The sequence below is a fragment of the Nocardioides sp. zg-1308 genome (assembly GCF_013155375.1).
GTDB lineage: Bacteria > Actinomycetota > Actinomycetes > Propionibacteriales > Nocardioidaceae > Nocardioides > Nocardioides renjunii.
This window is the reverse complement of the sequence record NZ_JABJQY010000002.1, coordinates 1,247,859-1,266,534: the sequence shown is the minus strand read 5'-3', so window position 1 is coordinate 1,266,534 and position 18,676 is coordinate 1,247,859. Positions and strand designations below refer to the sequence as shown.

Annotated in this window: 18 protein-coding genes and 1 riboswitch; of the genes, 4 read left to right on the top strand and 14 right to left on the bottom strand. The window is 73.7% G+C overall.

The window, feature by feature from the left end:
* Window positions 1–255: 255 nt before the first annotated feature.
* Complete coding sequence (locus HN031_RS07830; protein WP_172268556.1) at window positions 256–1,461, bottom strand: ATP-binding protein; 1,206 nt, start codon at window positions 1,459–1,461, stop codon at window positions 256–258.
* Between the two features lie 62 nt (window positions 1,462–1,523).
* Complete coding sequence (locus tag HN031_RS07825) at window positions 1,524–1,787, bottom strand: hypothetical protein (protein ID WP_172268554.1); 264 nt, start codon at window positions 1,785–1,787, stop codon at window positions 1,524–1,526.
* A gap of 61 nt (window positions 1,788–1,848) precedes the next feature.
* Here HN031_RS07825 and HN031_RS07820 point away from each other — a divergent pair, with 61 nt between their 5' ends.
* On the top strand, window positions 1,849–2,730 hold the full coding sequence (locus HN031_RS07820; RefSeq protein WP_172268552.1) for an Fpg/Nei family DNA glycosylase: 882 nt from the start codon (window positions 1,849–1,851) through the stop codon (window positions 2,728–2,730).
* A gap of 107 nt (window positions 2,731–2,837) precedes the next feature.
* Here HN031_RS07820 and HN031_RS07815 read toward each other — a convergent pair whose 3' ends face one another.
* The 3 genes from HN031_RS07815 to aat all read right to left on the bottom strand — a co-directional run bounded on the left by HN031_RS07815 (window position 2,838) and on the right by aat (window position 4,617).
* Window positions 2,838–3,227 carry a hypothetical protein gene (locus HN031_RS07815; RefSeq protein ID WP_172268550.1) on the bottom strand — a complete coding sequence of 130 codons (390 nt, stop codon included), beginning with the start codon at window positions 3,225–3,227 and terminating at the stop codon, window positions 2,838–2,840.
* 93 nt (window positions 3,228–3,320) lie between these two features.
* Window positions 3,321–3,866 (bottom strand): hypothetical protein, encoded by a 546-nt coding sequence (locus HN031_RS07810; RefSeq protein ID WP_172268548.1) that lies wholly within the window; start codon window positions 3,864–3,866, stop codon window positions 3,321–3,323.
* Between the two features lie 34 nt (window positions 3,867–3,900).
* The gene (gene aat, locus HN031_RS07805) at window positions 3,901–4,617 is read right to left on the bottom strand and encodes a leucyl/phenylalanyl-tRNA--protein transferase (protein WP_322423749.1); all 717 of its coding nucleotides are present in this window, start codon (window positions 4,615–4,617) and stop codon (window positions 3,901–3,903) included.
* A gap of 64 nt (window positions 4,618–4,681) precedes the next feature.
* Here aat and HN031_RS07800 point away from each other — a divergent pair, with 64 nt between their 5' ends.
* Window positions 4,682–5,359 carry an EcsC family protein gene (locus tag HN031_RS07800; protein WP_172268543.1) on the top strand — a complete coding sequence of 226 codons (678 nt, stop codon included), beginning with the start codon at window positions 4,682–4,684 and terminating at the stop codon, window positions 5,357–5,359.
* A gap of 9 nt (window positions 5,360–5,368) precedes the next feature.
* Here the strand turns inward: HN031_RS07800 and HN031_RS07795 are convergent, their stop codons facing one another.
* The 7 genes from HN031_RS07795 to HN031_RS07765 form a co-directional block, all read right to left on the bottom strand.
* Entirely contained in the window at window positions 5,369–5,683 is a 315-nt protein-coding gene (locus tag HN031_RS07795) for a multidrug efflux SMR transporter (RefSeq protein ID WP_172268540.1), read from the bottom strand.
* Between the two features lie 10 nt (window positions 5,684–5,693).
* Window positions 5,694–5,758, bottom strand: a riboswitch (guanidine-III (ykkC-III) riboswitch).
* A gap of 54 nt (window positions 5,759–5,812) precedes the next feature.
* Window positions 5,813–7,003, bottom strand: a complete 1,191-nt coding sequence (locus HN031_RS07790; RefSeq protein WP_172268537.1) for a hypothetical protein — start codon at window positions 7,001–7,003, stop codon at window positions 5,813–5,815.
* Window positions 7,000–8,205 (bottom strand): hypothetical protein, encoded by a 1,206-nt coding sequence (locus tag HN031_RS07785; RefSeq protein WP_172268534.1) that lies wholly within the window; start codon window positions 8,203–8,205, stop codon window positions 7,000–7,002. Before HN031_RS07785 ends, HN031_RS07790 begins: the two co-directional genes overlap by 4 nt.
* Window positions 8,202–9,287 (bottom strand): hypothetical protein, encoded by a 1,086-nt coding sequence (locus HN031_RS07780; protein ID WP_172268531.1) that lies wholly within the window; start codon window positions 9,285–9,287, stop codon window positions 8,202–8,204. The genes HN031_RS07785 and HN031_RS07780 overlap by 4 nt, the downstream gene beginning before the upstream one ends.
* Window positions 9,288–9,368: 81 nt before the next feature.
* On the bottom strand, window positions 9,369–10,301 hold the full coding sequence (locus HN031_RS07775; RefSeq protein ID WP_172268529.1) for a hydroxymethylglutaryl-CoA lyase: 933 nt from the start codon (window positions 10,299–10,301) through the stop codon (window positions 9,369–9,371).
* Window positions 10,298–12,202, bottom strand: coding sequence for a biotin carboxylase N-terminal domain-containing protein (locus HN031_RS07770; RefSeq protein WP_172268527.1), 1,905 nt, complete (start codon window positions 12,200–12,202; stop codon window positions 10,298–10,300). The genes HN031_RS07775 and HN031_RS07770 overlap by 4 nt, the downstream gene beginning before the upstream one ends.
* Window positions 12,203–12,207: 5 nt before the next feature.
* Entirely contained in the window at window positions 12,208–13,770 is a 1,563-nt protein-coding gene (locus tag HN031_RS07765; protein ID WP_172271437.1) for a carboxyl transferase domain-containing protein, read from the bottom strand.
* 139 nt (window positions 13,771–13,909) lie between these two features.
* Here HN031_RS07765 and HN031_RS07760 point away from each other — a divergent pair, with 139 nt between their 5' ends.
* Complete coding sequence (locus HN031_RS07760; RefSeq protein ID WP_172268525.1) at window positions 13,910–14,461, top strand: TetR/AcrR family transcriptional regulator; 552 nt, start codon at window positions 13,910–13,912, stop codon at window positions 14,459–14,461.
* Between the two features lie 78 nt (window positions 14,462–14,539).
* Complete coding sequence (locus HN031_RS07755; protein WP_172268523.1) at window positions 14,540–15,055, top strand: ferritin; 516 nt, start codon at window positions 14,540–14,542, stop codon at window positions 15,053–15,055.
* A gap of 125 nt (window positions 15,056–15,180) precedes the next feature.
* Here the strand turns inward: HN031_RS07755 and HN031_RS07750 are convergent, their stop codons facing one another.
* Window positions 15,181–15,903 carry a hypothetical protein gene (locus HN031_RS07750; protein WP_172268521.1) on the bottom strand — a complete coding sequence of 241 codons (723 nt, stop codon included), beginning with the start codon at window positions 15,901–15,903 and terminating at the stop codon, window positions 15,181–15,183.
* Window positions 15,900–18,602 carry a DEAD/DEAH box helicase gene (locus tag HN031_RS07745; RefSeq protein WP_172268519.1) on the bottom strand — a complete coding sequence of 901 codons (2,703 nt, stop codon included), beginning with the start codon at window positions 18,600–18,602 and terminating at the stop codon, window positions 15,900–15,902. Before HN031_RS07745 ends, HN031_RS07750 begins: the two co-directional genes overlap by 4 nt.
* Between the last annotated feature and the right edge of the window lie 74 nt (window positions 18,603–18,676).

Below are 18,676 nucleotides of genomic sequence, written 5' to 3'. Positions count from 1 at the left end.
CCTGCGCCACTCACCGCTCGAAGCACCCATCGGCCCGCAGCGGTGAGTGAGACAGGTTCTCGAGCGTCAGAACCTGCGCCACTCACCGCTGAGAACCCCATCGGCCGGCGGGGGCATGTCCGCGGCGCGCCCGGGAGTGCAGGAGGAGCGCCAAGGCCGGAGGAGCGAAGCGGGGGAGGCCGCGGGCGCGACGACGAACGAGCGGGCCTCCAGCGCCGCGGACACGCGAGCGTAGCGAGCCATCAAACACAGCCCTTAACCCCGCTCGCGCAGGTACCTCCCGAAGTGGGGCACGGTGAAGGCGATCCGGCCCCGCTCGCCGGAGTAGACGAGCCCCTTCTTGAGCAGCGAGTCGCGGGCCGGCGAGAGCGACTGCGGCTTCTTGCCGAGCCGGGCGGCGACGTCGGAGCTCAGCACGGCGTCCCCCTCGGCCTCGCCGGCCGCTGCCTGGTCGGCGGCCACGTCGGCCATGGCCATGAGGTAGTCGCGCTCCCCCGGTGTGGCCCGCTCGTAGCGCGAGCCGAAGAAGCCGACCGCGAGCTCGGACTCCGCCTCGGGGGCGGCGACCGCGACGTCCGCGGCGGTGATGGGCGAGCCCGGCGCCAGGTCCCACACGGCCTTGCCGTAGGCCTGGATGAAGTAGGGGTAGCCGCCCGTGGCGTCGTACATCGCGGCGAGTGCGTCAGGGTCGTACGCCGCGTCCTCGTCGGCGGCGGGCGCCTCCAGCGCGCGGTCGGCGGCGTCGCGGGCGAGCCGGTCGATGCGCTGGTAGCGGAAGAGCCGCTCGCTGTAGGACTTGCTGGCGCTCAGCACGGCCGGCAGGTGCGGCAGGCCCGCGCCGACCACGATGACCGGGAGGCCGGACTGGCTCAGCTCGTGGCACGCCGCGCAGAGGGCGGAGACGTCCTCGGCGCCGAGGTCCTGCATCTCGTCGATGAAGACGGCGACGCCCTTGCCCGCGTCGGCGGCGAGTCCGCCCACGTCGGTGAACAGCTCGACGAGGTCGATCTCGACGTCGCCCGAGTCGGCGCGCCCCCGCACCGCCGGCGCGTCGATGCCGGGGCTCCACTGGTCCTTGAGCCGCGCGCCCGTCCCGGCGTCGCGGTGGGCGAACGACTTGATGACGCCGAGGACGTGGTCGACGGAGTCCTCGTCCGAGCGACCCAGCTCGCGCACGGCCTGGTGCAGCGCGCTGCTCAGCGGCCGCCGCAGCCCCTGTCCCGGCCGGGCCTCGAGCTTGCCGGTGCCCCAGCCCTTGCGCACCGCCGCGCCGCGCAGCGCGTTGAGGAGCACGGTCTTGCCGACGCCGCGCAGACCGGTGAGCACGAGGCTGCGCTCCGGGCGCCCCTTGGCGACGCGCTCAAGGACGACCTCGAACGCGGCGAGCTGCTCGTCGCGGCCGGCGAGCTCGGGCGGGCGCTGGCCCGCGCCGGGGGCGTACGGGTTCCGGATCGGGTCCACGATGTCACCGTATCCGGCTGTCTACGATCATTCGTAGACGTCCGGACAGTGCGCGAGTCGGGTCAGCCCGCCTGCGAGGGACGCTCGAGGCGCTCCACCCGCTCCCGGGCGGCGTCGTAGGCCTCGTCGAGGCCCTGGCGCAGCACGGTGATGAGGTCGGGCACCTCGTCGGCCGCGAGCCGGAACGTCCCGGCGCAGACGTTGTCGCGCCACAGCGACAGCACGACGACCTGCTGCTCCTGGTGCCAGGTCGCGCGCAGCGAGCGCCCGTCACCGCGGGGGTCGAGGAAGACCGTCCCGGTCCGGGGGGTGCGCTGCGGGGCCATGGGACATTGTGACCCGCGACACGGGCTTCCACCAGAGCGGTTCCTGCCTAGACTCGGAGCCGTGCCCGAGCTGCCCGAGGTCGAAGCCCTCGTCCAGGACCTGCGTGGCCGCCTGGTCGGGCGGGCGATCAGCCGCGTCGACCTGGCCGCGTTCAGCGCCCTCAAGACCTTCGACCCGCCCCTCCACGCCCTCCACGGCACGCTCGTGGACGACGTCACCCGCCACGGCAAGTTCCTCGACGTCGACGCCAGCGGCGTGCACCTGGTGATCCACCTCGCCCGCGCCGGGTGGATCCGCTGGCGCGACGAGGTCCCCGCGCTGCCGGCGCGGCCCAACAGCAAGAACCCGCTCGCCGCGCGCGTCGTCATCGACGACCCCGACCTCGACGTCCAGCCCGGCCTCGACATCACCGAGGCCGGCACCCGCAAGGGCCTGGCGATCTACGTCGTCCGCGACCCGCAGGAGGTCGAGGGCATCTCCCGCCTCGGGCCCGACCCGCTCGACGACGCCTTCACCATCGACGTGCTGCGGGGCATCCTCGAGGCGGAGGGCCGCAAGCAGATCAAGGGCGTGCTGCGGATGCAGTCCATCGTGGCCGGGATCGGCAACGCCTACTCCGACGAGATCCTGCACGCGGCCCGGATGTCGCCGTTCAAGCCGGCCAACAGCCTCGAGGACGACGACCTCCAGACCTTGTACGACGCCATCCGCGGCACGTTGGGCGACGCCGTCCGCCGTGCCAGCGGGCTCGCGGCGAGCGAGCTCAAGGGCGAGAAGAAGTCGAACCTCGCGGTCCACGGCCGGACGGGCCAGAAGTGCCCGGTGTGCGGCGACGTGGTGCGCGAGGTGTCCTTCGCCGACTCGAGCCTGCAGTACTGCCCGACGTGCCAGACCGGCGGCAAGCCGCTCGCGGACCGCCGGCTGTCCAAGCTGCTCAAGTAGCCGACGGGCGGCCGTCAGGACGAGGCGGGGAGCCGGTCGGACTCACCCCCGTGAAGACCGACCGGCACCCGCGTCGTCAAGGTTACCCTGACGACGCACCGATCGTCTCACGCGGACGCGCCCTTGTCCCCGGACTTGCGGGCGAACCTCTCCCAGACGGCCTGGCGGGACACGCCCAGGGTGCGGCCGATCTCCGCCCACGAGACGTTGCGCTCACGCAGGAGGTCGACCCACTCCTGCGCGAATCCGACGTTCTGCTCCGCCGAGGCGAGGATCTGCGGCAGCGTCGCCAGCACCTCCGCGTCGGTCATGGTGTCCCACGGGAAGCTGCCGCGAGCCGCGGCCAACGCCTCCTCGTCGTGGATGGTCGCGTGGAAGTCGTCGATGCAGACCCCGCACACCTGCGCACCGAGCCCGCCGATCAGCGGGAGGTCGGTGCCGGGGCCGCCGGGCGTGCCACAGAAGGAGCAGATCCTCCCCGCGCGCGTGATCGCCATGTCCCTGCCTCCCGCCGCGATCCTACTCGCCCCGCGCCGGCCGGGTGGCCGCGTCGCGCGGGCCGGGGGCCGGCACACGGCTGTGGGAGGTCGTCACCCGGTGGACCCGGACGTCTCCGGCAGCTGGGGCAGCTCGATGTCGTCGAGGGGGTTGCCGCACGTCTCGGTGAGGTACGTCGCGAACGCGTCGGCCTGCTTCCGCGCCTCCTCCGACGCGTCGGCACCCCCCGCCTGGAGCTCCTCGAGCTCCTCGATCGAGAAGTCCGACGCGTCGACCTGCGCGGCCTGCTCGACGAGCGCCTCGAAGCCGGCGCGCGCGTCGTCCGGGATGCCCTCGGGCGTCCCGACCTCCGCGAGGTCGGCGCCCCAGGCCTTGACCGCCTGCGCCATCTCCTCGTCGCTCGGCACCTCAGGACGGGTGGTGTCGCGGGGCACGAGGTCGGTGAGGAAGTCGGTCTGCGTCGCGCAGAACTCCGTCGTGGTCGCGCCGGTGGGGGCACCCCTGTCCTCGGCGCCGTTCCCGCCGCCACCCGCGGCGCCGCCGTCGCTCCCGCCGTCGCCCCCGCAGGACGCGGTGACGACGCCGACGAGCAGCACGGCGCTGGTCACGGTGAGGCGGACACAGGCACGGGCAGTCATCGGTTCCCCTTCGCTGGGACGCGGTCGCGTCCCGTCAACGGGGTCCAGCCTCGCGCCCATCGGACCCGTCGTCCAACCCGAGGGCCTCCGGCAGCGGGACGCGCAGGGTGCGCTCGAGCTGCTCGAGGTACTCCGCGCGCGGACGTCGTACGACGCCCAGCGAGGCCAGGTGGGGGGTCTGCCACTGCACGTCGAGGAGCCGGTGCTCGGCGTGGTGGTCGCGCATCAGCTCCACGAGGCCGAGCAGGGCGACCTTGGAGGCGTCGGTCTCGCGGTGGAACATCGACTCGCCGGCGAAGAGGCCGCCGATGCCGACGCCGTAGAGCCCGCCGGCGAGCCGGCCGTCGCGCCACGCCTCCACGGAGTGCGCCCAGCCCAGCCGGTGCAGCCGGCCGTAGGCGTGCACGAAGTCGGAGGTGATCCAGCCGTCGGCGCGGTCCGGGCTGCCGCAGGCGGCCAGCACCTCGTCGAAGGCGGTGTCGACGCGGATCTCGAAGTCGCGGGCCGAGCGCCGCAGCGAACGGCTGACGCGGACGCCGTCGAGCGGCAGGACCCCGCGCTCGACGGGCGAGAACCAGCCGAGGTGCTCCTCGCCCGCGAGGCTGACCGGCATCGGGAACAGGCCCCGGGCGTAGGCGGCGACGAGCGTGCCCGGCTCGAGGTCCGCGCCCAGCGCGACGAGGTCGTCGTCGGGGTCCCAGCTCGCCTGCGGCGGGAACGCCCACGGCGTCGGAGCAGGGGCGATCGGCACGGTCCCCACGCTAGCGACCCGGTCGGCAGGACGAGCGCCTTCGCGCTCGCCGTACGATCGGGGCATGGGCCTCAAGCAGACCGTGAGCCGCCAGCTGGCGCCGAAGATCCCCGAGCTCGCCCCGGGTCTCACGACCACGTTCGTGCGCGTCGCGCTCGACCGCGCCATCCGGGGTGTCGGCCCGCTGGCCCCGGCCGCGGCGGCGGCCGACAAGCAGCTCGCCGAGCAGAAGGGCGACGTCGACCGGGCGATCCACGAGGTCATCGAGAACAACGTCCGCATGGCCGGCGCGCAGGGCTTCGTCACCAACGTCGGCGGGCTCGTGACGATGGCCGTCACCATCCCGGCCAACGTCGCAGGCCTGGCGCTGCTCCAGTGCCGCATGGTCGCCGGGATCGCCCACCTGCGCGGTCACGACCTCTCGGACCCGCGGGTGCGCAACGCGATTCTCGCGCTGCTGCTCGGTGAGGAGCAGGTCAAGACCCTCGTCAAGAAGAAGAAGCTCCCCACCACCCCGATGGCGCTGGCCACCGCCCCGGCCCACGACCCGTCGATCGACGGCATGATCTCCGCCGTCGTCGCCACCGACATCATCGCCCGCATCGCCGGCAAGCGGCTCGCGACGACCGTCGCGCGCCGCGTGCCCGTGGTCGGCGGGGTGGTCGGCGCCGGGGCCGACGGCTTCCTCACCTGGAAGATCGGCCGCTACGCCGACCGGGAGCTGCTGCCCCGCAAGCGCTGAGCCGCAGGCTCAGTGGGCGAGCTTGAGGCCCACGACGCAGCCGACGAGCCCGCACAGCAGCAGCACCCTGGTCAGGCTGGCCGGCTCGTCGCCGGTGACCATGCCCCAGGCCACGGTGAGCGCGGCACCGATCCCGACCCAGACGGCGTACGCCGTCCCGATCGGCAGCGTGCGCATGGCATAGCCGAGCCCGGCCATGCTGGCCGCGATCGCGACGAGGAACACCAGGCTCGGGGCGAGGCGGCTGAACCCCTCGCTCCGGCCGAGCGCGACCGCCCACACCGCCTCGAGCGCACCTGCCAGGACCAGCACGAACCATGCCATGACGACTCCTCGTGGCCGTCTTGTCGCGGTCCGGGTACGGCTCCCTCGTCCGGCAGCCGGGGTTCCCGGCTGACGGGGCCACCGTAGCGAGTCGCCGTCAGCGGCCCGCCGGAGGACCGACGGCGCTCCCTACGTCCGGCCCCGCATGCGCCGGTAGGCGTCGAGCGTCCCGCGGCCGGCCGGAGACTCCTCGAGGGTGGTGACGACCTTGCGGCGGACCCGGAAGGACGGCGTCATCCGGGCCCGGTCGCGCTCCTCGTGGGCCTCGCGGACCTCGGCGTGGAGGCGCTCCTCCACCGCGCGCAGCCGCGCGCCCTCGACCAGCAGGGCGCTGATGGCGTCGAGGGCGGGCCCCAGCAGCTCCTCGGCCGTCGCGGTGTCGGGGTCGGCGAACGTGCCGGGGTCGGGACCGGCGAGGTCGTCGAGCGAGCCCACGACGTCGTAGCCCCGCTCCGCCAGCACGGCCACCCACTCGCGCGAGAGCTGCTGGGCCCACGCGTGGTCGTCGGGCGAGAGACCCAGCCGCGCCGACGACATGCTGCGGGACAGGGTCTGGTGGGCGAGGAGCTCGCGCACCAGCGGGCGGTAGTCCGGCGGCGCGATGACCGAGGTGACCCGCTCGTTGATGCTGCGCAGCAGCGAGATCTCCGGCACGCCGAGGGACGGGTTCTCCCGCTCGGCGGTGAGGTCGAGCGGGAGGTCGTCGAGGCCGAAGGTGCGCGAGAAGCGGCGCCACAGCTCACCGCGGTCCGAGCCCGAGGGCGGCAGGGTGACCAGGTGCACCCGCTCCGGGGGGAGCGAGCCGCCCCACCGCTCGAGGATGTCCGGGATCTCCTGCACCGCCCAGAACCACGACCCGATGCGGGACTCGCGGGCCGGGTCGCGGATGGTGCGAAGGAACTTGGCGTAGGTGATGTGGCTGCGGTGCTTGACGTTCTCCTGCCACTCGGCAGGGATCTGGCGGACCAGGTCCCGCACCGACAGGACGAGGTGGACCTCGGCGTCCCCCAGCGAGGCGAGCGCGCGCTCGACCTGCGTCGGGGTGGCCCGCGCGAAGATCTCGTGGCTGATGATCGAGGTGCCGTGCCACGCACGCACCTCGTCGGCGAGCCGGTCCCACGCGCCGACCGCCTCGGTCTCGATGCCTCCCCACGGCAGCGTCATCAGATCCAGCGCGGCGAGGAAGTGCGCGTCGAAGCGGTCGGCGGGATAGAGGATGTCGTGCTCGCGCAGCACGGACTGGTTGCGGAACAGCACGTCCTGCAGGTAGGACGTGCCGGTCTTGGGGCAGCCCACGTGCAGCAGCACTCGCCTGCTCACCGCTCCACCTGCCTCTCTGCCGTGCCCTCTGCCGTGCCCTCTGCCTGGCTCGCCGTCTGTCGTGCGGCCCGCTCGCGCCACGTCGGGTCGACGACCATCCTGATCGCCAGGTCGAGGACCCGGTCGTCGTCGACGACGCCGCTCGCGGTGACGGACGGCACCGCGCGGGGCGCGAGGTCGGCGAGGTCGCCGACGACAGGGTAGCCAGCGCGGGTCAGTCGGCGGGTCAGCCGGGCCGCGGACGACGCGACCCATGCGCGCTCACGATCGGGCAGGCCGACCGGTGCGGCGCCGGAGTCCGGGATCCGGCGCTGGAGGGTCCGCATGAGGGCGGGACGCTCGGCGACCGGCGCCCGCAGTCCCACCACGGAGGCTACCCGCCGTCCGAGCTCGGCCTGCTCGGCCCCCGGCACGCGGACCTGGGGCAGGTGGCGTACGCCGAGCTGGCGGGGCAGCTGCTCGAGGTCGGTGACGACCCGCACGTAGGGCCGGCGCCCGCCCCAGCGGTGCACGGAGTCGTCGAGGTCCACCCGCGGCGGGAGCTGGTCGCGCTCCCGCCAGTAACGCAGCCAGTCGCCCCAGGGCCGGGAGCCGTGCTCGAAGCACCGTTGCGCCCAGGCGTGCGCCAGCATCACGTCGAGGGGGGCGCCGACCGCGACGACGAACGGTCGCGGCCCACCCTCCGGGCGGCCTCGCCCCACCAGGTGCTCACGGGCCGCCGTGGTGACCAGGGGGTCCCCGACCAGCCGGAACCTCCGCCGCCACGGCCGCGCCCACCGGGTGCGGACCGGGTCGGGACCGAGGGCCACCAGGTCGTCGGCGACCAGCACGCTCGCGACGCGGAGCAGCTCGTGCGCGCTGACCGCCGCGGGGTCGACCGGCTGCGGGCCGAAGGAGGACACCGGGAGGCCGACGAGCGGGAGGTCCGCCTTGCCCCGGCCCGCCGCGGTCGTGGTGAGGACCCGGTCCGCGAGGCGGGCGCGGAAGGCGTCGTCACGCCGGGCCGGGACGCCCGATGCCACGGCGAGGTTGACGCGGCGCAGCAGCTCGAGCTGCTGGGCGCCCGGGAGCCGAGCCCCCTCCGGGCCGCCGCGGTCCGGGCCGGCCGCGTCCGCACGTCCGGGCCACGCCAGCCACGGCGTCGTACCGCCGGCGCGCAGGTGGGCGACCCAGCCGTGTGCGGGCGCGGTCGACGTGGTCAACGGTCGCGCAGCCGACGCGCGGTCTCGCGGAGCCGGCCGCCCACCGTGTCGGCGGAGGCGCGGTTGGCGGCCTCCTGCGTCATCACGGTGAGCGCGTCGAGCGCCGCGCCGAGCTCGAGCTTGGCGCGCACGCGATCGGGGTTGCGCCACTTCTCGTCCTCGGCGGGACGGCGCGGGCGCAGGTCCTCGACGTCGCCGACCACGTCGACGCCGCTGCCCTTGATCCACTCGATCCACACCTGGGCGCGCTCCTCGGCGAAGTCGTAGCGCTCGGGGGGCAGCCGCACCGGGATGGCCGTGCGCGAGACCAGCACCTCCTGCGCGAGGACCTCGCGGATGAGGTTGTCGTAGGCCGGCTCGCGCCACACACCCAGCTCGAGGCGGCGGTTGAGCTTGCGCAGCAGCGAGGTCTCGGCGATGCCGAGGGAGCGGTTGTCGCGCTCGGAGTCGAGCGGCGCCCAGGCCGGGTCGATGCCGAAGGCCCGGCAGAAGCGCAGCCAGAGCTCGTCGCCGTCGGGGCCGCGGTCGTGGGGGACGGTGACGACGTGGAGGCGCTCGGGCGGCAGCTTGGCGCCCCACTGCGACATCACCCGCGGCAGGTCCATGGCGTTGAAGAACCAGGTCTGCCCGCGCTCGACCTTGGTGAGGAAGCGGCGGAAGGGCCACTTGCGGCCCTGCTTGATCGACTCCTGCCACGCCGCCGGCAGCTGGCGGCCCAGGTCGCGCGCGGAGTAGACGACGTGGACCTCGTTGCCGGCCAGGTCGTTCATCGCCTTCGCGATCTTGTCGGGCTTGGCGCCGGCCAGGATCTCGTGGCTGATCACCACGTTGCCGTCGGAGCGGTTGACCCGCTTCACCATCGCGTCCCACGAGCCCTTGGCGTGCCCGGGGACGCCGCCCCAGTCCTGGTCGAGCAGGTCGAGCGCGGCGCGGAAGTGGAACATGTCGGACCTGCCGGCGCGCGGCGACGGGATGACGATGCCGTGCCGCGCGAGCGAGGCCGCGTTGAGCATCAGGCGGTCCTGCAGGTAGGTCGTGCCGGTCTTGGGGGCGCCGATGTGGAGGTGGACGACGCGGCTCATGGCGCTGATTGTGCCCGAGTCGGGGTCGTCCAGTGGGAACCGGTCGTCGACTGGCGCCTCGGGCAACCGTTCGCCACCGGACTACCCCGCGGACCCGAGGGCTCGTACGACGGCGCTGGGGCTGGGGCGACCCAGGCGGCCGGCCATCCACACGCTGGTGGCGACGACGGCGTCGAGGTCGACCCCGTGCTCGATCCCCAGCCCGGTGAGCATCCATACCAGGTCCTCGGTCGCGAGGTTGCCGGTGGCCGACTTGGCGTAGGGGCAGCCGCCGAGCCCGCCCGCGCTGGCGTCGAAGGTCGTGATGCCGGCCTGCAGCGCCGAGAACGTGTTGGCGAGCGCCTGGCCGTAGGTGTCGTGGAAGTGCATCGCCAACCGGTCGGTGCCGACGCCAGCGTCGGCGAAGGCGGCCACGAGGGCCCGCACGTGCCCGGCGGTCGCGACGCCGATCGTGTCACCGAGGCTGAGCTGGCTCGCGCCGAGGTCGAGCAGCCGCGTCCCGGCCGTGACGACCTGCTCGATCGGCACCGCGCCCTCCCAGGGGTCGCCGAAGCACATCGAGACGTAGGCCCGGACGTCCATCCCGGCCTCGCGGGCGCGCGCGACCGTCGGCTCGAACATCGCGAACTGCTCGTCGAAGGTGCGGTTGAGGTTCTTGGACGCGAAGGTCTCCGTGGCGCTGCCGAAGATCGCGATGTGCTCCAACCCGAGCTCGAGGGCCCGGTCGAGGCCGCGCTCGTTGGGCACGAGGACCGGGAGGTGCCGGCCCTCCTTGCCGAGGTCGGCCATCAGCTCGGCGGCGTCGGCGAGCTGCGGCACCCACCGCGGGTGGACGAACGAGGTGGCCTCGACGATCGGCAGCCCCGCGGCGACGAGGCGTCGTACGAACTCGGCCTTGACCTCGACCGGGACGACCGACTGCTCGTTCTGCAGGCCGTCGCGGGGGCCGACCTCGTAGATCGTGACCCGCTCGGGGAGCCCGTCGGCGCGCACGGTCATGGGGAGGTCGCTCATGCGTCCGCCTCGACCGTGAAGAGGACGGCGCCGAGCTTCACGAGGTCGCCGACGGAGGCGCCGACCGTGGTCACGGTGCCGGCGAAGGGCGCCTTGAGCGCGAGCTCCATCTTCATCGCCTCCATCACCCCCAGCGTCTCACCCTCCGCCACGGCCTGGCCCTCGGCGACGCCCACCGCGAGGACGGTGCCGGGCATGGGCGCGAGCAGGGTGCCGTCCCCGGCCGCGGCGGCGTGGTCGCCGAACGGGTCGAGCCGCTCCCACACCCAGCGCTGGCCCCGGTGCACGACCTCGACGACGTCGCGCTGCACGTTGAGCACGGCGCGCTCGGCGCGGCCGTCGACGAGCAGGTGGACGGTGTGGTCGGCCGCCGACATCAGGCGTACGTCGTGCTCGCGACCGGCGCGCGTCACCCGGTCGCGGTGCCGGTCGACCAGCACCGGCTCGTCGCCCAGGACGACCGTGTCGGGTGCGGGGTCGGCTCCCATCCGCCAGCCGTCGGCCTGCCACGGCCCATGCTGCCCCATCGTGTCGAGCAGCACCTCGGTGAAGGCCGCGAACACCACGGCGAGCTCGTCGTCGGGCGCTGGGACCTCGTGCCGGTCGAGCCAGGCGGTGTCGATCGAGGCGTCGCGGAACTCGTCGGAGGCGGCGAGCGTGCGCAGGAAGCCGGTGTTGGTGGTGATGCCGAGGACGGCGGTGTCCTCGAGGGCGGCGACGAGGGTGGAGCGGGCGGCCTCGCGGTCGGCGCCCCAGGCGATCACCTTGCCGAGCATCGGGTCGTAGGAGGTGCTGACCTCCTGCTCGGGCTCGAGGGCGTGGTCGACGCGGACGCCCTCGCCGGACGCCCACCGCACGATCGACGTGCGCCCGGCCTGCGGCAGGAAGCCGTGGAAGGAGTCCTCGGCGTAGACGCGGGCCTCGATGGCGTGGCCGTCGAGGCTGATCTCGTCCTGCCCGAAGGGCAGCGGCTCGCCGGTCGCCACGAGCAGCTGTAGCTCGACGAGGTCCACCCGCTCGCCCGCCACCCGGACGACCTCCTCGGTGACCGGGTGCTCGACCTGGAGCCGGGTGTTCATCTCGAGGAAGTAGAACTCGCCGGTCGCGTCGTCGAGCAGGAACTCGACCGTGCCGGCGCCGGTGTAGCCGCACTGCGCGGCGAGCGCGACGGCCGAGGACGTGATGGCGGCCCGCTGCTCGTCGCTGATGGTCGGTGCGGGCGCCTCCTCCAGCACCTTCTGGTGGCGCCGCTGGGTCGAGCAGTCGCGCTCGAAGAAGTGCAGGACGTGTCCGTGGCCGTCGCCCATCACCTGCACCTCGATGTGGCGCCCGGACTCGACGTAGGTCTCCACCAGGATGGTGTCGTCGCCGAAGGACGAGCGGGCCTCGCGCTGCGCGGCGGCGAACGCCTCGTCGTAGTCGGCCGCCGACCGCACGATCCTCATGCCCTTGCCGCCACCGCCGGCCGCGGCCTTGACCAGGACGGGGTAGGTGAACGTCGCGGGGTCGTCCTCGAGCGCGTACGACGGCACGACCGGCACCCCGGCCGCGGTCGCGACCTCGCGGGCGGCGTCCTTGCGGCCCATCGCGTCCATCACGTCGGCGGACGGGCCGACCAGCGTGATGCCGGCCTCGGCGAGCGCGCGGGCGAACGGCGCCCGCTCGGAGAGGAAGCCGTAGCCGGGGTGGACGTAGCTGGCGCCGCTGTCCCGCGCCGCGGCGACGACCGCGTCGACGTCGAGGTAGGACCCCACCCGCACCGCGAGGTCGGCGGCCCGCACGTGCGGAGCGCCGGCGTCGAGGTCGGTGTGGATGGCGACGGTGCGCCACCCGAGGCGGCGCGCGGTGCGCATGACCCGCAGCGCGATCTCGCCACGGTTGGCGATCAGGACGGTGTTCATGGTCCTCACATCCGGAAGATGCCGTAGCGGGGCTCGGGGATGGGCACGTACGACGTCGCCGCCAGCGCCATGCCCAGCACCCGGCGGGTGTCGGCGGGGTCGATGATCCCGTCGTCCCACAGCCGCGCGCTGGCGTAGTAGGGCGAGCCCTGGGTCTCGTACTGCTCGCGGATCGGGGCCTTGAAGGCCTCGACGGCCGCCTCGTCCTCGAGGTCGCCGCGGGTGTCGTTGCGCACGGTCGCCAGCACCGACGCGGCCTGCTCGCCGCCCATCACCGAGATGCGCGCGTTGGGCCACATCCACAGGAAGCGCGGGTCGTAGGCGCGCCCGCACATGCCGTAGTTGCCGGCGCCGAAGGAGCCGCCGATGACGACGGTGAACTTCGGGACGACGCTGCAGGCGACCGCGGTGACGAGCTTGGCGCCGTCGCGGGCGATGCCCTTGTTCTCGTACTCGCGCCCGACCATGAAGCCGGTGATGTTCTGGAGGAAGACCAGCGGGATCCCGCGCTGGTTGCACAGCTCGATGAAGTGCGCGCCCTTGAGGGCCGACTCGCTGAACAGGATGCCGTTGTTGGCGACGATGCCGACCTCGTAGCCGTGGATCCGGGCGAAGCCGCACACCAGCGTGTCTCCGTAGAGCTTCTTGAACTCGTGGAACCGGCTGCCGTCGACCACGCGCCGCACGACCTCGCGCACGTCGTACGGCGTGCGGGTGTCGGTCGGCACGACGTCGTAGAGCGACTCCGGCGGCTCGTGCGGCTCCTCGACGTCGGCGGCCGGCTCGCGGGCCGGGCGGACGGCGGGCAGGGTGTCGACGATCGAGCGGACGATGGCGAGCGCGTGGGCGTCGTCCTCGGCGAGGTGGTCGACCACCCCGGACGTCCGGGCGTGCACGTCGCCGCCGCCGAGGTCCTCGGCCGTCACGACCTCGCCGGTGGCAGCCTTCACCAGCGGCGGGCCGCCGAGGAAGATCGTGCCCTGGTTGCGCACGATGACCGTCTCGTCCGACATCGCCGGCACGTAGGCGCCGCCGGCCGTGCACGAGCCCATGACGCTGGCGATCTGGGGGATCCCCTGCGCGGACAGGTTCGCCTGGTTGAAGAAGATCCGGCCGAAGTGCTCGCGGTCGGGGAACACCTCGTCCTGCATGGGCAGGAAGGCTCCGCCGGAGTCGACGAGGTAGATGCAGGGCAGGTGGTTCTCCGCGGCGACGGTCTGGGCGCGCAGGTGCTTCTTGACCGTCATCGGGTAGTAGGTGCCGCCCTTGACGGTGGCGTCGTTGGCGACCACGACGCACTCGCGGCCGGACACGCGGCCGATCCCGGCGACCACGCCGGCGGACGGGACGGCGTGGTCCTCGGCCTCGCCGCCCGCTCCGGCGCCGTACATGCCGTACGCCGCCAGCGGCGCCAGCTCGAGGAACGGGCTGCCGGGGTCGAGCAGCCGGTCGACCCGGTCGCGAGCCAGCAGCTTGCCGCGGTCGGTGTGCTTGCGGCGGGCGCTCTCCGAGCCGCCGAGGCGGACCCGCGCGAGCCGCGCGCGCAGGTCGTCGACGAGCTCACGCATCGTGGCGGGGACCGGTGGAGGGGCCGGGGTGGCGCTCAGGGGCTCGGACACCCGGTCAGGTTAGCGATCGTTAACCTCACGCGTCCACCCCGGCGGCGTCCGTCGCCCCTCCTGGTTAGCAGCCACTAACCTCGCCTCCGTGACCCCTCGTCGCCAGCAGATCCTCGACATCGCGGCCGAGCTCTTCGCCGCGCGCGGGTTCCACGGCGTCTCGGTCGCCGAGCTGGGCTCCGCCTGCGGGATCTCGGGGCCCGCGCTCTACAAGCACTTCGAGTCCAAGGACGCGATGCTCGCCGAGATGCTGGTCCGCATCAGCGAGACGCTGCTCGCCGAGGGGCGGGCGCGGGTGGCCAAGGCCGACGGGGCTCGCGAGGCGCTCGCCGCGCTCGTCGAGTGGCACATCGAGTTCGCGCTCGACCACCGCGCCCTCATCGTCGTCCACAACCGCGACTGGAGCAGCCTGCCCGACGAGGCGCGCGAGCGCGTGCGCGCGCTGCAGCGGGCCTACGTCGACGTGTGGGCCACCGAGGTACGCCGCTTCGACGGCGACCTCAGCCCCGAGGCCTCGCGCACCCGGGCCCACGTGCTGTTCGGGCTGCTCAACTCCACGCCGCACAGCGGCCGGCTACCCGACCCGCAGATGCACGACGTGCTGCGCGACATGGCCCACGGCGCGCTCGGGCTCGGCTGAGCCGGTCCCTCCCGGCATCCCGTCCGGGCGTCCCGCGCGGCGGGAAGTGGGGCCCAGCACGCCCGATAGGGTGAGGTCATGAAGCTCAGTGAGAACCTCGAGCACGCCTTCAACGCCCAGATCACGCTGGAGTTCCAGGCGTCGCTGGTCTACCGCCAACTCGCGATCGAACTCGAGCTGATGGACCTGTCCGGCATCGCACGGTGGTTCCGGGCGCAGGCCGACGAGGAGATCCTGCACGCGCACAAGTTCATCGACCACGTCTCCGACCGCGACAACCACCCGCGCATCGGTGCCGTCCAGGCCCCGGTCGCCGAGGTGGGGAGCGTGCTCGACGCCTTCGAGGCGGCGTTCGCCCACGAGCAGAAGGTCTCGGAGTCGATCCGCAGCCTCTACCGCCAAGCCGAGGCCGAGGGCGACCTCGACTCCCGCCCGCTGCTCAACTGGTTCCTCGAGGAGCAGATCGAGGAGGAGGCGACGGTCAGCGAGATCGTCGGCCGGGTCAAGATGATCAACGAGGACGGCCCGGGCCTGCTCCGCCTCGACGAGGAGCTCGGCGCCCGGCTGCCCGTCGCGCCGGCCGAGCCGCGCTGACGCCGCGGGGCTCGTTTGTTGCCGGACGACCCCCCGTGGTGGCGGCACATCGCACCGCGGGGCCCCTCCAGCGTGCGATCCGCCGCCACCCCGCGCCGTACGCCCCCGCTGAGCCGCGACCCGCGTCACCAGGCGTCGAACGGGTGCTCCAGCTGGAGCAGCCGAGCGGCCCGCACCGCCGCGTCCTCGGCCACGACGAGGTCGTCGAGCTGGTCCGGCCCTCCGGCGGGCTCCGTCGCGTCCGCGCCGCCCGGACCGCCGTCGTCGCCCACGGCCACGTGTGGCGTCGTGATCCGGTGCAGGTCGCGCAGCACCCGCTCACGTGAGAGCCCGCGCAGGTGGGTCAGCACGAACGGATCCGCCTGGATGAGCCAGGCCAGCTGCGTCAGCACCGCGAGCGCGTGGGGGCACGGGTCCAGCCAGGCGTCGCAGGTGCACGCCGAACCCAGCTCGCCGCCGTAGGGCAGCAGCTCGACCCCCGCCTCCTCCACCGCCTCGACCATGGAGTGCGGCAGCTGGCCGGTCATCAGGGCCCCGATGCGGCCGGACTCCGCCGCCACCAGCTCGGTGAACGCCGCCGCGTCGGACTCGTCGAGCACCGGGACGGTCACCTCGACGGTCCACGCGTCCTGGCCGTCGGTGACCGCGGCGACCGCCCCGCCCTCGGCGACGGTGATGGAGCCGACCGAGCCGGCGCGAGCCAGCGCGCGCCCCTTCCGCAGGTCCTGGGCGCTGAAGGCCGCCTCCTCGACGGCACGCAGCACCGCCTTGCTCCACCAGGTGCCGGCCCCGGCGCCGCGGCGCGCGGCCAGCCGGGGGTAGGTCGTGCCGCTGGCCGGGGTGGTCACCGGCGCAGCTCCACGAGCTCGCGCAGCTCGGCGTCGGACAGCTCCGTGAGCGCGGTCTCGCCACCGGCCAGCACCGAGTCGGCCAGCGAGCGCTTGCGTGCCAGCAGCTCGGCGATCTTCTCCTCGATGGTGCCCTGCGTGATGAAGCGGTGCACCTGCACCGGCTTGGTCTGCCCGATGCGGTAGGCCCGGTCGGTGGCCTGGTCCTCGACGGCCGGGTTCCACCAGCGGTCGAGGTGGATGACGTGGTCGGCGCGGGTGAGGTTGAGGCCCGTGCCGCCCGCCTTCAGCGACAGCAGGAAGACCGGCGTGCCCCCGGCCTGGAACCTTGCCACCATCGCGTCGCGCTCGCGCACCGGCGTGCCGCCGTGGAGCAGCTGGTGGGGCACGCCGGCCGCGGCGAGGTGGCGCTCGAGCAACCGGGCCATCGCGACGTACTGGGTGAAGACGAGCACGGCCCCGTCCTCGGCGATCACGGTGCCGACCAGCTCGTCCAGGAGCTCGATCTTCTCCGAGCGGCCGCGCATCTTGGGGTTGGGCTGGCGCAGGAAGTGGGCCGGGTGGTTGCAGATCTGCTTGAGGCCGGTCAGCAGCTTGAGCACGAGGCCGCGGCGGGTTTCCTCGTCGGCCTCCTCGATGCGGCGCATCGACTCGCGCACGAGCGTCTCGTAGAGGACGACCTGCTCGCGGGTGAGCCCGAGCAGGTGGTCGGTCTCGGTCTTGGGCGGCAGCTCGGGGGCGACGCCGGGGTCGGACTTGCGCCGCCGCAGCAGGAAGGGACCGATGAGGTCGGCGAACTGGCGCGCCTTGGTGGGCTCGAGGCCCGACTCGATCGGCCCCGCCCACACCTTGCGGAAGGCGTTGCGGCTGCCCAGCAGCCCCGGGATCGCCCAGTCGAGGATCGACCACAGCTCGGTGAGGTCGTTCTCGACCGGCGTGCCGGTCAGGGCGACCCGCGCGGTGCTCGGGATGGTGCGCAGCGCGCGGGCGGCGGCGGACCGCGAGTTCTTGACGTGCTGTGCCTCGTCGGCGACGACGAGGTCCCACGGCACCTCCGCCAGCAGCTCGGCGTCGTTGCGCATCGTGCCGTACGTCGTCAGGACGAAACCGCCGCTGACGCCGTCGAGGTCGCGCGCGCTGCCGTGGTGGCGGCGTACGGCGACCCCGGGCGCGAAGCGGCGGATCTCGGCCTCCCAGTTGCCGAGCAGCGACGCCGGGCAGACCACGAGCGTCGGGGCGCCACCGCCCTCCCCCGCCCGGTGGAGGTGCAGCGCGATGAGGGTGATCGTCTTGCCGAGCCCCATGTCGTCGGCCAGGCAGGCACCGAGCCCGAGCGAGGTGAGCTCCGCCAGCCAGGACAGCCCACGGCGCTGGTAGTCGCGGAGCTCGGCGTCCAGCGCGGCCGGGACGGCCACGAGGTCGCCGGTCACCGCCTCCCGGACCCGGTCGCGGACCTTGAGCAGGCTCGCGCCGACCACGGCCTCGTAGGGAGCGTCCTCGATGTCGACGACGCCGGTGAGGGTGGCGGCGAGGGCCTGCACGGGCGTCACCGTGCGGATCAGCCGCTTGCGGGCGCGCTTGATGACCGCCGAGTCGACCGCGACCCAGTTGTCGCGGAGCTTGATGATCGGGCTGGTCGTGCGCGCCAGCTCGTCCATCTCGTCGGCGGTGAGCTCCTCGCCGTGGAGGGAGAGCTGCCACTCGAACCCGAAGAGGGCCTGCGGTCCGAAGAGCCCGTCCTGCAGCGGCTCCTCGCGTCGGCCGGCGGCCTTCTGGTGCCCGAGCTCGACGCGCTGGGTCACCTCGCGGTCGAGGTACTTCGGCCACATCACCGGGTGGCCCGCCTCGGTCAGCGCAGCGGCGCCGCCGTCGAGGAGGGAGAGGATCTCGTCGGAGTCGAGGGTGATCTCGTCGGGGATGCGGAGGTCGAGCAGCCGGTCGAGCACCGACCACGCGTCGGCCGCCGAGCGCAGCGCGATCGCGGCGTGGGTGCGGGCCCGCTCGCCGAACCCGTGGGCGGCGTCGGGGCCGGCGTCGGCCCACAGCTCGGAGGCGTCGGCGACGTGGGCGGCGTTGTCGACCGCGTGCACCTGCATCACCAGCCGCACGGCGCCGGCGACCAGCTCCTCCTCGTCGGCCTCGATGCGGAAGGAGATCGAGACGAGGTGGGGTCGGTCGTCGCGGCCGCGCGCCCGGATGCGGGCGATGCGCTGCTGGAGCCGGTCGCTGAAGTCGTCGGGGCTCGACGGCGGCGGGGTGCGCACGGTCGCGGCCGGGGCCCGGTGCCGCGACCGGCCGGGAGTCGTGCGGGGCATCGTGTCGACCACGGCGTCGAGGAGCCCGCGCACCATGCCCTCGGCGGTCGCCTCGTCGAAGCCGTCGGAGGCCCGGGCCCGGGCGAGCTCGCCGATGCGGCGCTCGTCGGCGGTGTCGAGCCCGGCGACCTGCCAGTGCCGGCCCTCCGGGTCCGGTGCGAAGCGGCCGGACGCGACGAGCTGCAGGCCCATCAGCGCGGCGCCGGCCAGCAGCGCGACCGAGGGGTGGATGTCGGCCCGGTCGCGGACCTTGCCCAGCACCGGCAGCGCACCGCGGATCGGCATGACGATCGTGCGGCGGTCGTCGGTGAACTCGACCGACCCCTCGCGGGGCGGCTCGCCCACCAGCAGCCTGGCGGGGCCGGTGACCGGGACGACACTCATCCGGTGTTCCTCATGCAGGCACCTCTCGCAGGACGGTCAGCAGGCTAACGCCCCGGACCGACAGGGAGTTCCCG